The organism is Bradyrhizobium nanningense (assembly GCF_004114535.1).
GTDB classification, from domain to species: Bacteria; Pseudomonadota; Alphaproteobacteria; order Rhizobiales; family Xanthobacteraceae; genus Bradyrhizobium; species Bradyrhizobium nanningense.
On sequence record NZ_LBJC01000019.1, the window covers coordinates 13,045 to 25,811 of the forward strand.

At 64.5% G+C, this 12,767-nt stretch carries 17 protein-coding genes; 5 read left to right on the top strand and 12 right to left on the bottom strand.

Going from position 1 to position 12,767, the window contains the following annotated elements:
- The first annotated feature begins 49 nt into the window (after positions 1-49).
- Complete coding sequence (locus XH84_RS11600) at positions 50-1,705, top strand: fumarate hydratase (RefSeq protein ID WP_128920751.1); 1,656 nt, start codon at positions 50-52, stop codon at positions 1,703-1,705.
- 149 nt (positions 1,706-1,854) lie between these two features.
- On the opposite strand, the gene XH84_RS11605 is transcribed toward XH84_RS11600, so the two are convergent.
- The 4 genes from XH84_RS11605 to XH84_RS11620 all read right to left on the bottom strand — a co-directional run bounded on the left by XH84_RS11605 (position 1,855) and on the right by XH84_RS11620 (position 4,336).
- On the bottom strand, positions 1,855-2,775 hold the full coding sequence (locus tag XH84_RS11605) for an SH3 domain-containing protein (RefSeq protein WP_128920752.1): 921 nt from the start codon (positions 2,773-2,775) through the stop codon (positions 1,855-1,857).
- Positions 2,776-2,791: 16 nt separating this feature from the next.
- Complete coding sequence (locus tag XH84_RS11610; RefSeq protein ID WP_128920753.1) at positions 2,792-3,088, bottom strand: hypothetical protein; 297 nt, start codon at positions 3,086-3,088, stop codon at positions 2,792-2,794.
- A gap of 105 nt (positions 3,089-3,193) precedes the next feature.
- The gene (locus tag XH84_RS11615; RefSeq protein ID WP_128920754.1) at positions 3,194-3,748 is read right to left on the bottom strand and encodes an inner membrane-spanning protein YciB; all 555 of its coding nucleotides are present in this window, start codon (positions 3,746-3,748) and stop codon (positions 3,194-3,196) included.
- A 12-nt stretch (positions 3,749-3,760) separates the two neighbouring features.
- Positions 3,761-4,336 carry a hypothetical protein gene (locus XH84_RS11620; RefSeq protein ID WP_128920755.1) on the bottom strand — a complete coding sequence of 192 codons (576 nt, stop codon included), beginning with the start codon at positions 4,334-4,336 and terminating at the stop codon, positions 3,761-3,763.
- On the opposite strand from XH84_RS11620, the gene XH84_RS41645 reads away from it, so the two are divergent.
- The gene (locus XH84_RS41645; protein ID WP_164936421.1) at positions 4,335-4,664 is read left to right on the top strand and encodes a hypothetical protein; all 330 of its coding nucleotides are present in this window, start codon (positions 4,335-4,337) and stop codon (positions 4,662-4,664) included. The genes XH84_RS11620 and XH84_RS41645 overlap by 2 nt on opposite strands.
- Positions 4,665-4,750: 86 nt before the next feature.
- Here the strand turns inward: XH84_RS41645 and XH84_RS11630 are convergent, their stop codons facing one another.
- Positions 4,751-6,148: a carotenoid oxygenase family protein gene (locus XH84_RS11630; RefSeq protein ID WP_128920757.1), complete on the bottom strand. Its 1,398-nt coding sequence runs from the start codon at positions 6,146-6,148 to the stop codon at positions 4,751-4,753.
- 106 nt (positions 6,149-6,254) lie between these two features.
- Here XH84_RS11630 and XH84_RS11635 point away from each other — a divergent pair, with 106 nt between their 5' ends.
- On the top strand, positions 6,255-6,983 hold the full coding sequence (locus XH84_RS11635) for a TetR/AcrR family transcriptional regulator (protein ID WP_128920758.1): 729 nt from the start codon (positions 6,255-6,257) through the stop codon (positions 6,981-6,983).
- A gap of 22 nt (positions 6,984-7,005) precedes the next feature.
- On the opposite strand, the gene XH84_RS11640 is transcribed toward XH84_RS11635, so the two are convergent.
- Entirely contained in the window at positions 7,006-7,611 is a 606-nt protein-coding gene (locus tag XH84_RS11640; RefSeq protein WP_128920969.1) for a hypothetical protein, read from the bottom strand.
- 164 nt (positions 7,612-7,775) lie between these two features.
- Between XH84_RS11640 and XH84_RS11645 the strand changes: the two genes are divergently transcribed.
- Positions 7,776-8,336 (top strand): SET domain-containing protein, encoded by a 561-nt coding sequence (locus XH84_RS11645; protein WP_128920759.1) that lies wholly within the window; start codon positions 7,776-7,778, stop codon positions 8,334-8,336.
- A gap of 151 nt (positions 8,337-8,487) precedes the next feature.
- Here the strand turns inward: XH84_RS11645 and XH84_RS11650 are convergent, their stop codons facing one another.
- The 5 genes from XH84_RS11650 to XH84_RS11670 all read right to left on the bottom strand — a co-directional run bounded on the left by XH84_RS11650 (position 8,488) and on the right by XH84_RS11670 (position 11,184).
- Positions 8,488-8,886, bottom strand: coding sequence for a hypothetical protein (locus tag XH84_RS11650; protein WP_128920760.1), 399 nt, complete (start codon positions 8,884-8,886; stop codon positions 8,488-8,490).
- A 27-nt stretch (positions 8,887-8,913) separates the two neighbouring features.
- Positions 8,914-9,144, bottom strand: a complete 231-nt coding sequence (locus XH84_RS11655; RefSeq protein ID WP_181769424.1) for a hypothetical protein — start codon at positions 9,142-9,144, stop codon at positions 8,914-8,916.
- 137 nt (positions 9,145-9,281) lie between these two features.
- Positions 9,282-10,361 (bottom strand): YeeE/YedE family protein, encoded by a 1,080-nt coding sequence (locus XH84_RS11660; RefSeq protein ID WP_128920762.1) that lies wholly within the window; start codon positions 10,359-10,361, stop codon positions 9,282-9,284.
- A 71-nt stretch (positions 10,362-10,432) separates the two neighbouring features.
- Positions 10,433-10,783 (bottom strand): ArsR/SmtB family transcription factor, encoded by a 351-nt coding sequence (locus tag XH84_RS11665; RefSeq protein WP_028137430.1) that lies wholly within the window; start codon positions 10,781-10,783, stop codon positions 10,433-10,435.
- 29 nt (positions 10,784-10,812) lie between these two features.
- Positions 10,813-11,184 (bottom strand): thioredoxin domain-containing protein, encoded by a 372-nt coding sequence (locus XH84_RS11670; protein ID WP_128920763.1) that lies wholly within the window; start codon positions 11,182-11,184, stop codon positions 10,813-10,815.
- Positions 11,185-11,271: 87 nt separating this feature from the next.
- Between XH84_RS11670 and XH84_RS11675 the strand changes: the two genes are divergently transcribed.
- Positions 11,272-12,003: a cytochrome c biogenesis CcdA family protein gene (locus XH84_RS11675; RefSeq protein ID WP_128948305.1), complete on the top strand. Its 732-nt coding sequence runs from the start codon at positions 11,272-11,274 to the stop codon at positions 12,001-12,003.
- Positions 12,004-12,013: 10 nt separating this feature from the next.
- Here XH84_RS11675 and XH84_RS11680 read toward each other — a convergent pair whose 3' ends face one another.
- Complete coding sequence (locus XH84_RS11680) at positions 12,014-12,733, bottom strand: hypothetical protein (RefSeq protein ID WP_164936422.1); 720 nt, start codon at positions 12,731-12,733, stop codon at positions 12,014-12,016.
- Positions 12,734-12,767 lie beyond the last annotated feature (34 nt).

The window sequence follows — 12,767 nt, forward strand, 5'->3', positions numbered from 1 at the left end:
TTCTATGCTTCGAGGCCCGCCTGGGCTCCAAAACCCCGAGATTTGCCCCATGAACGCTCCCACCGCCTTTCCCGACCAGTCCAAGCCCGTTCCGCCCTACAAGCACACCCCGCTGTTCCCGCTGGGCAAGGACGAGACGCCCTACAAGAAGATCACAGCCGAGGGCGTCCGGGTCGAGAAGGTGCTGGGCAAGGACATGCTGGTGGTGTCGCGCGAGGCGTTGCGGGCGCTGTCGGAGGCGGCTTTCGGCGACATCAACCATTATCTGCGCCCTGGCCATCTGAAGCAGCTCCGTGCCATCCTGGAGGACGGCGAGGCGAGCCCGAACGACAAGTTCGTCGCGCTGGACTTTTTGAAGAACGCCAACATCGCCGCCGGCGGCGTGCTGCCGATGTGCCAGGACACCGGCACTGCGATCATCATGGGCAAGAAGGGCTGCAACGTCATCACCGACGGCGACGACGAGGCGGCGCTGTCGGAAGGCGCGCGCGATGCCTACCTGCGCCGCAATCTGCGCTACTCGCAGGTTGCGCCGCTCTCGATGTATGAGGAGAAGAATACCGCCAACAACATGCCGGCGCAGTGCGAGATCTATGCCGAGGGCGATGACGCCTACAAGTTCATGTTCATGGCGAAGGGCGGCGGCTCCGCCAACAAGAGCTTTCTGTTCCAGGCGACGCCCTCGGTGCTGACCAAGGACCGACTGCTGGCGTTCCTGAAGGAAAAGATCCTGACGCTCGGCACCGCCGCGTGCCCGCCCTACCATCTCGCCATCGTGATCGGCGGCACCTCGGCCGAGCTCTGCATGAAGACGGTGAAGCTCGCCTCGGCGCGCTATCTCGATGCGCTGCCGACCCACGGCTCGCCCGACGGCAACGCGTTCCGCGACGTCGAGATGGAGAAGGAAATTCACAAGATGACGCAGTCGCTCGGTGTCGGCGCGCAGTTCGGCGGCAAGTATTTCTGCCACGACGTGCGGGTGATCCGCATGCCGCGTCACGGCGCATCGCTCCCGATCGGGCTTGGTGTGTCCTGCTCGGCCGACCGCCAGGTGCTCGGCAAGATCACCAAGGACGGCGTCTATCTCGAAGAGCTCGAGCATAATCCGGCGCAATATCTGCCGCAGGTCGAACAGTCGCTCGGCGGCGAGGTCGTCAAGATCGATCTCAACCAGCCGATGAAGGATATTCTGGCGACGTTCTCGAAGCACCCGATCAAGACTCGGGTCTCGATGACCGGCACCATGATCGTCGCGCGCGATAGCGCTCATGCCAAGCTGCGCGAGCGGCTGGAGAAGGGCGAGCCGCTGCCGGATTACTTCAAGAACCATCCGGTCTACTACGCCGGCCCTGCCAAGACGCCTGAAGGCTATGCCTCCGGTGCGTTCGGTCCGACCACCGCCGGCCGCATGGATTCCTTCGTCGACCAGTTCCAGGCCGCCGGCGGCTCGATGGTGATGGTGGCCAAGGGTAACCGCGCCCCGGCCGTACGCGAGGCCTGCAAGAAATATGGCGGCTTCTATCTCGGCTCGATCGGCGGTGCCGCGGCGAACCTCGCCGAGCACTGCATCAAGAAGGTCGAGGTGCTCGAATATCCCGAGCTCGGCATGGAAGCGATCTGGCGCATCGAAGTCGTCGACTTCCCGGCCTTCATCATCATCGACGACAAAGGCAACGACTTCTTCAAGGAATTGAATTTGGGCTAGCTGCTTCATCCGCACTTGCGTGCGGGTGATCGCACCTGTGCTTTACGAAAGATCGTCGTGCCCGGGCTTGTCCCGGGCATCCACGTTCTTGGTACGGCGAACAAGACGTGGATGGCCGGGACAAGCCCGGCCATGACGATGCGGAAGCTTCAACTACAATTGGTGACCTGGTTAGAGCAGAGCGAACGCCACCAGCCGCGCACACCGTCGTGGCTCTCGACGAGACCCCAATATCCGCTACAGGCGAGCAGGCGCTTCGGGCCGCCATCGCCGTCGATCGGGCCGCCGAACTCTCGCTGCGCCGGCATCCATTTGGCGTCGACGAAGGGGGCCTGGAACAGCCCGCCCGCGCGCGTGTAGCCGTTGGCGAAATTCGCGCCGACCTTGTTGGAGGCGACCCAGCCGCGTCCGGCATAGGGTTTTGGCGCGTTGCGCGGATACCGCTTCTCGTCCTCGTAATCCTTGCCCGGCGGCTTCGCGCCTTCGATCAGAAACCAACCGTCCTTGAAACCGATGATGCGGAATTCGGTGAGCCAGCCGCCATCGGGCGTGTTCTCGCTGCCGCCAAGCTTTAGTCGATACGGCGGCGGCAGGGTGCCGAGCACGCGCGCCTTGACCGATGGCTCGGCACGCACGTTGAGTCCGTTCGGATCCTTGTCGATGGACCAGGCGCCGAGATCGCAGGGCTCGGTGCCCTCGGGCAGGGTCGCGCGCTTGCCCGCCAGCTCGGCGTGGAGCTTTGCATAATCGCCGTCGTCATCGGCTGGATCGGCCTCGACGCGCGGTTTCAATTCGGCCGATACCGCGCGCTTCTCGTCCGGCGTCAGCGCGACCACGAGGGTCTGGCGCGCAGCGAACACGCTGGCCGGCGACTTCGGGTCATTCGACGTCGCCGGATAGACGGCGAGGTAACCGGTCGAGGCTTCGGTGCGGTACGCCGTGCCGGCGACATAACCCGCCGGCACCGTGGCGAGTGCGCTTTCGCGCCACGTCGGTTCGATGTCATCCGCGCGCGCCGCTTGTGTCGCGACACACAGGATCGTCGCCGCGATGAGACGGAGCACGCGCATGGATGCCGTGCGGACCTTACGCGCGCGCGCCCGTGAACGGGAAGCTGCCCATCGGGCCGATGCCCATCTCTCCGCTCATGCTGTCGCCGGAGACGGCGCCGGTGAATTCGAGCGTGAGCGGCATCGGTTTGTCGATCGAGACCTTCCAGGAGACGTTGTCGCCGGAGACGGTGCCGTCGAAAATCTCGGCGGTATTGCCTTCCGCGCTCTGCGTGCCCGTGAGAGTGCCGCCCGCGGCCTTCAGGCTCAGCGTCGTCTGGCGTTCGCCCATCGGCGTCGTCGTGGTCAGATTCCAGTTGCCGTCTACAGCCATTCCCGTCTCCCGAACAAATCCCGGCGGACCGCGACGATCCGCGGCCAGTCCCGAGCGAGCCTATAACCCAACTCGCAGCTCCTGCCTAACCCTCGAATAGGGCATTTAGGCGCGGGCGGCGGCGCGCCGGCGGCTGGTGACGATGAGCCTGAGAACGACGTACTGCACGGCGAAGGCCAGGATCTTGGCGCCGCCCGCGACCACCGTGAGGTAGAACGCCCACAGCTTCAGATCGCCCGTGGAGGCGACGGCGATCATGCCGACGCCGATCACGAACATCAGCGCTGCCCAGGCATAGCCCGCGGCCGTCACGTATTCCGGAACGGTCTCGACGACGATCGGCGGCATGTAGCGCAGCATCCAGCCGCGCTTGAGCATGATCGCGCCGATCGCGAAATGCGCGATCGAGGGCTTTGCCAGCATGAAGCGAGGATCGTTGGTCAGCAGCGTGATGGTGCCCAGCACGACGACGAGCGCGAGGCTCGCATAGGTCATGTAGTTGAGCTGGCGCCCCTTGATGCGGGCATAGATCACCTGCGCGATCGCTCCGGCAACCGCCACCGAGGTAGCCAAGACGACGTTGTCGGTGATGAGGTAGATAGCCAGGAAGACGATGGCAGAGAGGAAGTCGGAGGCGAGGCGGGCGAATACGTCCTTCATCGTCAATCCTGTTCAGCGAGCATTGGGCAACGCGCGGGCCGGCGTACCGTACTTGATCTGGCGATACTCAGGATACCATTTTGTGAAGTAGATCGCGCTGTTGCGGGCGGCGAAGGCCACCGCAAGGCTCGACCAGAGCGGCAGGCCGGGAACGTAGAGCAGCACGAGATTGGCGGCTGCCATCAACAGCGCGGCCACGGTCCAAGCGCCGGTGATGACGTAATTGGCACGGAGAAAGCCGGGCATCGCCGCGGTCTCGGCCGGCACCGCTTCCAGCGCATATTGCAGCGTGAAGGGACGGCGAACCAGCATTGAGCCGAGCGAGATGACGAAGATGCCGATGTCGACCGCCAGCTTGACGCCGAGCGTGCCGAGCTGCGGATCGAGCAGGGTAAGGTAGAGTCCGATTGCGGCGAACACGACCGCTGAACCCGCGGCCAGGGTCTTCACCGAGCGGCCACGCACGACATCGATCGCGACCGTGGCGAGGCAGATCGCGGAGGCCGCGAACACGCTCGCTGTGGCTGACGTCACCAGCATCAGAAACGTGAAAGCGCCGTAAGGCGCGAGGATCAGGAAAATTGTCATGGGCCGCCTCGGTCAGGCCGATCTTTACGATGTAAAGATCAATAATTCAGGAGGCGCTCCCGGTCAAGCGAAATCTTTACAGTGTCAAAATAACGTAGGCAGCATGCAAAAGCTGAAGAGTCGCAACGGCTTGTTCGGACGCCTCGTCGGCCAATTCGGTCCAGGGCAGGCGCGACAGGATGGGGAGCGCGCAGGCGATGGCGAGGCCGAGAGCGAGCAGGATGCCGCCGTTGAAGATGACCTGGCCGTTCCGCCGCAACCGGATCATATGGACGGCAATGACAACGCAGATCAGGGCGAGAACGGCAAGGACGTCTGCGGTGAGTGAGAGCGTCTGCATTGGGGGCCTCTTTGGTGACACGTCCGTGCTGTGGATTCGGGGCGCCAAGGGGCCGCGCCCGGGGATGACGGGCGCTACTGCGCGCCCACCCAATTGCCGTGAAACCCGTCGGGCACGCGGTGGCCAAGCTGCACCAGCGCGACGGGACCTGCTTCGATATCAGTGGCGTTGAACACCGCGAGGTCGCTGCGGTTCTCTCGCGCCCGCCAGATCACCGCGAGCAGACAGCCATCGCCTTCGACCGCATCCTGTGACCGTTCGACGAACACCGGTTCGGAGATGGTGTCGCCGGCGGGCAGCAGATAATGGCCGAGCCGCCTTCCGTCGCCGTCGACATGGGCAAGGCCGGAGAGCGCGCCGAACACCGGCAGTTTCGGATTGGCACAGGCGTACCAGCCGTGACAGTTTTTCAGGCCGGCGCGGCGGTCGTCGATGCGCGGGAATTCGCCGGTGAGATCGTCCAGGTATGTCTGCTGGAAGCGGTCGGTATTGCCTGCGAGGTCGAAGGTCCAGCGGCAGTGGCGGGCGCGCGACTTCTCCGGATCGGTCGGCCGTCCATCGGGATGCGGAAACAGCGGCGCTTCCTCGAACTGCATGACGTCGGCGATGATGCGGTTCTCATCCTCCCACGCATTCATGACGTGGAAGACGTAGCAAGCCTCGGCCCGGAACCAGGCGATGTCCTTCGCCGTTCCGCTGCGCTTCATCACGCCGACATAGGCGCCCTTGTCGGGCTCCCAGGCATAGGGCGGCCGCCCGCTCATTGCGCGCTCCATGCTGCCGGTGATCGGCAGGATCGGAAACAGCACATGGTTCGCGGTGACGATGAAGTCGTGCACCATGCTGGCATAGGGCGCTTCGAACCGTTCGAAGCGCGTCGCCTTGCCGGAGGCATCGATCGAGCCGTAGGAGAGGGCAGGGGTCAGCGGACCCGCCGCGTTGTAGCCGAAGAACACCAGCTCGCCGGTGATGGGATCGATCTTCGGGTGAGCGGTGAAACTGCCGGCGACGCGGCCCTGAAAATTGTGATAGCCGCGCGTCGCCAGTGTGCCGGGCTCGATCTCGGTCGGCAGATGCGCTTCTTCCAGCGCCAGCAGCTTGCCGGCATGGAAGATGACATTGGTGTTGGCGACCCCGCCGTCGGCGAGATCCGCCGGGGCATCCGGCAGCTTGCGGCCGAAGCCGCCGAACAAAGCGCGGCCGGCATCGTGCTCGGCAAGCCATTTCGGCGTGCGGACCCAGCGGTTGCGGTAGCTGGCGCGGCCGTTCTCGAGGTGGAAGGCGTGCAGCATACCGTCGCCGACGAACCAGTGCGCGCCGGGCGAAGAGAATTGCGGATTGGGACCGTTGCGATAGAGCGTGCCGTTCAGATCGCGTGGCAACTCGCCGATGATCTTCAGGAATGGTGCGTCGGCTTCGAACGGGATCGGCGCGATATTGTTGCGGCGCTCGGCGATGGCGTCGTGCTGCACGGCGTCTCCCTCTCTATCTTTACATCGTAAAGATCAGATAGCGCCGGTTGTGGTTTCGGTCAAGCGAAATCTTTACACTGTCAATATTGCGTCATATAGCTTGTAAATGGCCAAGACCGACACCAAGAGCGAAACCGCGCGAAGCCCGCGTGCCCCCAGAAAGACGACGTCGACCGCGGCATCGCGCACCTCGCGCCGTGCGGGAAGCGCGAAGACCGAGACGCCGTATCATCACGGTGCCTTGCGCGAAGCGCTGCTCCAGGCCGCCGAACGCGTGCTGGAGCGCGACGGGCTCGCGGGCCTCACCTTGCGAGCGGTAGCGCGCGAGGCCGGTGTTTCGCACGCCGCGCCCACCCATCATTTCGGCGATCTTACCGGCCTCCTTAGCGAGCTTGCAGCCGTGGGCTTCCGCCAGTTCAACGCGGCGATGGCCGCCTCCTGCGAAGCCGCCACCACGCCGCTCGAAGCCGCGCTGGCGCGGCCGAAGGCCTATGTCGCCTATGCGCAGGCCCATCCCGGCATGTACGGCATCATGTTTCGCACCGAGCGGCTGGATTATTCCAGACCCTCGTTGCACGAGGCGGCCGAAGCCTCTTTTGCCGGGCTCGCCAATGCCGTCGGCATGATGCGGCAGGAGCAGATCAGCCGTGATGCGCTGACGCTGAACCAGGGCGCGGCGATTGCACGCGCCTGGTCGATGGTGCACGGATTCACCACACTGCTGCTCGACGGACGGCTCGAGGACATTCTCGGGCGGCTGCCCGAGGGGACGACGGCCGAACGCCTGCTCGAGGCGATGCTGACGGCGCCCGTGACCCCGAAGCATCCCGCATAGCGGCCGTTTGAGCAGCCAAGGCCTAGCGCATCGTCGCAAGTCCGACGGCGCGGCCGCGCGTGCCGATGATCTTCACCTCGTCTTTGCCGCAAGCGAAGCCACGGGCGAAATCGTCCGCGGCCTTGCGCGCAAGCTCATTGGCGGTGGGGTTGGCGATCGCATCGACATAGGCGACGTGGCAGACCGAGCCCGGCGGCAGCCGGGTCACGACCAGCATGGCCTTGGTGTTGGGCCGACCCTGCTTGTCGGGATCGCTATTGTCCGCGATGTGCCAGCGCTGGATGATCGCAAACGGCTTTGCGCCCGCGGCGCGCCATTCGATCGTCGTCTCGGATGAATTGAATGGGGCAAACCAGATCTTGGCAGCCGGTTCCTCGGCCGCTTCCCTGCGATTGCGGCCGACCGAGACGCTCTCGCGCAGATCGTCCTCGGCAATCAGCACCAGGAAGCCCGCCTTGCCCGGACATGCCCGCGTGGTGCTGCCGTCGAGCTCGTTGGGCTTGCCGATCTGGCGGCAATCCCTTGGCGCCGTCGAGGTGTAGGTGCTGCCCACGGATTGGGCGTCGGCGCTGTTCAGGCCAATGCAGATCACCAAGACAGCGAGGCCTATGCCGGCGATGTGCTTCATCATGAGACTTCGTTGCAGTGGGAACTTCGTCCCATCAGACGTCTTGATTGTGGGCAAGGTTCAAACAGGGGTGGGATATACCTGACAGCGGCGCGGAATCGTTCTAGAAGAGCGGCTTCGCTTGGGCCTTTCCAGCCTCGTTTCGCGTCCTCGTTTCCCTGATCATGCCAGCCACATCGTCGAACAAACCCTATCGTGTCGGCCGCTCCAAGACTGGACTCGGCCTCTTCGCCACCAAGCCGATCAAGAAGGGCACCCGGATCATCCGCTATTTCGGACCGATCCTGGATTCGCGGATTCCAGAGCACGACGAGATCGAGAACAAGTACCTGTTCGAGCTCAACGGCCGCTGGACCATCGACGGTTCTGTGCGCAAGAATCTCGCCCGCTACATCAACCATTCCTGCCGGCCCAACGCCGAGTCCGACGTCCGGCCGCGCGAGCGCAAGGTCTTCATCCGCGCCATCAGGAACATCGAGCCGGGCGACGAGATCAACTACGATTACGGCACCGATTATTTCAAAGCCTATCTGAAGCCGATCGGCTGCAAATGCGACTCCTGCGAGAAGAAGCGCAAGAAGCTGCGCGCCGAGGCACGGGCGGAAGCCGCCAAGGTGAAGGCGCGCGGCGAGCGCAAGGCCAAGAAGGCGGGCGCCAAGGCGGCCAAAAAGAAGAAGTTGAACGGTCACGCCGTTGCCAAGGCCAACGGCCGCGCGCGAGCGTAGCTCGCGCTTCTAGCTCCGCTGTCATGCCTCGGCTTGACCGGGGCATCCAGTACGCCGCCCCTTCTCGATTCTACCACCGCCGTCTCTGGAATACTGGGTCGCCCGGTCAAGCCGGGCGACGACAGCGCGAGGTGAGGGGGCGAGCGCAGCCTCACGCCGCCGCTACACGCCCGCTCTTCCGCAATCCTACATATTGCAACTCTGCGAACACGCCCGTGGCGATCGCCTGCGCGACGACCATGAGCTCGCCGGCGAGGTTCGGCGACACCGCGCCGGAGAGCAGCAGCACGATGCTGCCGACGGTCCAGGCCGCATTGCCGACCACGACCAGCAGCACGAGCGCCTTCGCCACCGCGGCGCGCGACGCCAGCCAGCCAACCAGCGCGGCATAGGCAATCAGGAACAGGCCGGTCTCGCGCAGCAGCGCTTCGGGCAGGTTGAACAGCGCAGCGAACGTGCCGGCGCCGAAGCTGAAGCCGAGGGCGGCGACGCCGCTGAAGATGGCATCGGCGAGCAGGGCGCGGCGCAGGAAGGTGGAGGCGTCGATCATCGTAGTCTCCTTGCTTGGGCGTGGAAGTCAGTGCCCTCCGCGCCACCAGGCGCGGAGCAGGCGGGTGAGGCGGAACGGACAGAGGCTCCTGCCGACGCCGTGCTCGAAGGCGATGACCTGTGCGACCACGTAATCGCCGGTCGAATGCACCAGCGGCTCGGGCATGTTGAGGCTGCGCGCCAGCAGACGGGTCGCGAGCGTCATGGCCCAGGGAACAAGGTGGTCGGCGACGGTCCGGTAGAGCAACAGCGCGATCATGGTCATCTCCTGTTGCGACAGAAGATGCGCCGGCCCGCGGGCCAATTCGATTACCTCAGGGGTAAGGCAGATCGCTATTCAGGACAGTCTTGGGATGCTCGAGGCCATTCGCGATTCGAAAATCCCGGTGGTCTTGGCTACGTCGAGACGCCGAACAGCCTGCGCAGTGCCGGCAACCACTCGCCGGTCATCGTGAATTCGAGCCCGAGCCGGGCTCCGCAGGCAATCGCCAGCATGGTGATCGGCGCTGAGACGGCGAGCGTCGAGAAAGCCGTCAATCCCTGGCCAATTGTGCATCCCATCGACATGACCCCCCCGATGCCCATCAGAAGCGCGCCGGTCATGTGACGCTTCAATTCGCGCGCGTCGTCGCAAGCCTCCCAACGGAAGCCGCGCGCGAGCATCGCGGCGACAAATGAGCCTGCCACGACGCCGGCGACGGAGCCGATACCAAAATTCAGCCGCGCCCCGGAGAAGGTCGCAATGTAGAGGATGGTGTCGCCGAGTGGCGCGACGAAACTGAGCGATGAGACGCGAACGGGATCGAATTCGTCGTCGGCAAGCCATCCGGTCGCGAACCAGCCGAATGCGATCGCGCCGCCGACGGCAAGGCCGGAGGCCAGCAGTCGGGGTGATCGGACCAGCCTGCCGTCGGCGAGAGCCCAGACGGCGAGCGCCGTGGCGATCGACACGACGAGGAGCGCGCGCACCGCGCCTCCCGCGCCCAGAAGCGAGGTCAGCGTCTGGTCGTTGCCCTCGGGGAGCAGCAGAGCCAGCGGCTCGATCAGCATCACGCGCAGCATGCCCGTGATCCCGCGCATGGTTGCGAGCGCCGAGAGGCCGAGCACGAGAAAGACCACAATGGCCCGCAGATCTCCGCCGCCGACACGGACCAACGTGCCGAAGCCGCAGGTGCCGACCAGCGCCATGCCGATGCCGAACGTCAGTCCGCCCAGAATCGCGCCGCCAAGTCCGATCGACGATGTCAGGTAGATCGACCGCGACAGATCGACGATGCCGAGTTCGGCGAGCGCCTGGGTCGCCAGCAGCGCCACGGCCGCAGCCAGCGCAAAGGATTTGAGCCGACGCAAATCCGACCCGAAGAACGCATCCTCGAGCATGGCCAGTGTGCAAAATCGTCCCGCGCGACCCGCGACACCCAAAATGGCGCCGGCTGCAAGCCCGCATGCAAACGCTATGGTCGACGGGTCCAGCATTCCTCCCGGAGATGTTTATTCTGCCTTCGGGCAGTTTGCGCCGGAGGGTTGCGGAAATCCAGAGCGGAAAACTACCTGCGCCGCCGGCGCACTGGCTCGCAGAACACGTCGTAGACGGCGGTCAGTATCTTGCGGACATCCTCGCTGGCGAGGCTGTAGTAGATGGTCTTGCCGTCGCGGCGAGTGGTGACCAGACGGTCGAGCCTCAGCCGTGCGAGCTGTTGGGATACGGTCGATTGCCTCTCGCCAAGGAATTGCTCGAGCTCGGTCACGGACTTCTCGCCCTCGGCGAGGATGCAAAGCAGCAGCAGGCGGGATTCATGCGACAGCGCCTTGAGCATGTCGCTTGCCTCGCGCGCCTTCTCGATCATCTGCTCGAGTTCGGCGGATCCCTCGATCTCCTTCAACTTAGGCAGCGGCATCGCGTCAAATTCCTCATAGGCATCTCTGGTCACGACCTGTCCGGCGCCGATCCCGAACCCGTCAGGATGCGGTTCAGCAGGCCGAAGAAGAAGGTATCCCCCGGATAGCCGCGAATGCGGCCGATCTCCCGGCCCTCTTTTACCACGACGAAGGTCGGCGTGAAGGCACCCGGATCAATTCCGGAGAGATCGGCGGGCAGGGGGCGGCCCAGGTCGACGCGGCGCAACGGCGCGGCCTGGCTTTCCTCGGTCTTGCCGTAGATCGGCGCGATCTCGGAGTCAAAGCGCGCGCACCATACGCAACCGGCCCGCTCGAACATGACCAGTTCGGCCGCGCGGGATCCCGTCGCCGGCAGGGCGAGCGTGGTCGCGAGCAAGAGCAATGCGACATGTCGGTTCATCCCGCGCAATGACCTCCGGACTTCTGGTCTCTGGACTTCCTCGGTCCTTTATATCATTAAATTCGGATATGTAATAGGGAGGGTGCGATGACCTTGGATGTCACGCTCGGTGCGGCCTTTGTCGCGGGCCTGTTGTCGTTTCTGTCACCCTGCATCCTGCCGCTGGTTCCACCGTTCCTGTGCTACATGGCCGGCGTCTCAGTCTCGGATATTTCCGACGGCCGGCCTGAATTGCGGCCGCGCATCCTGGTCTCTGCATTGGCCTTCGTGGCCGGCTTCTCCCTGGTCTTCGTGGCACTGGGTTCGACCGCGTCGATTGCCGGACGTTTTATCTCCGCCCATATTTCGACGCTCGGCATCATCGCAGGCGGCCTGATCGTCTTGATGGGTCTGCACTTTCTCGGCGTGCTCAGGATTCCGCTGCTCTATCGCAGCGCAACGCTGCAGGTCGAGAATCGGCCTGCCGGTGTTGCCGGCGCCTTCGTCATGGGTCTGGCGTTCGCGTTCGGCTGGACACCCTGTGCCGGTCCCATCCTCGCGGCTGTCCTGTTCATGGCGGGCTCCGAGGACACCACTGCAAGGGGAGCTTTGCTGCTGCTGTCTTATTCGGCAGGGACCGGCATTCCCTTCCTGATCGCCGCCGCCTTCACCGGTCGCTTCGTCGCCGCGCTAGGCCGTGCCCGCCGGCACTTGGCCATGGTGGAGAAGACCATGGGCGCCTTTCTGGTTGCGACTGGATTGATGTTCCTGACCGGGTTGATGCCAGCCGTCTCGGAGTGGCTGCTGGAGCATTTCCCTGCATTGACCAGCATCGGTTGACCGGCACGCCTTAGCCGAAGCGGAAATCGAGGAGCTGCGCGTAAGACTGCAACTCGATCAGGTAGCGATGGACGAGCGGCCCGTCTCCAGCCATCGCCGCATGGGAGATCTCGCTGCTGCTGGCGATCGCACCGTCGATCAGCCGGCGGAACTCGCTCGTTTCCGCGACGTCCGCCCGCGCCCAATCGTTGCAGCGTTGCAGACGGTCGCGGAACGCGCTTGCGCTGGCGATGGTATCCTCGGCCTGTGCCGGGGCGGGATGCTCGCCATAATGCGTGGCCGCAACGCGTAGCTTGTCCATCGCGGGTGCGGTCTCGAAGACGCAATCGGCAAGATCGTAGAGGCCGGATCGACGCCTGAGGTCGTGAAATGACTGGCGGAGCTGGAGCAGCTCTCGTCCCGCGGCGACAATGTCTCCGCCGTCGAGCGCGTGCGCGACGCCGACAAGCCGCTCGCCGCCTCGGCCGAGAAATTGCGTCAGCGCGACAGCCGCGTAAGGGGAGTGGGGAGGTGGCGTATGTGTCGCGAGCTGCTTCCAGGCCGCCGCGGCTTCTTCGATTTCCATCTGCGCCAGCGCAATGTTTCCCGTCCGCGCATAGCTCGCGGCGGTGCGCAAATTGGCCATGACCGGCTCCATCGCCGATGCGAAATCCTTCGCGCTGTCACTCTCGGCGCCCAGAGCGAGGGTGCCGGAGATCAGCCACGCCAACAGGACCATGATGCAGCGCAAGATCGGAAATCCTTGTTACATTCGAGTATTCGAA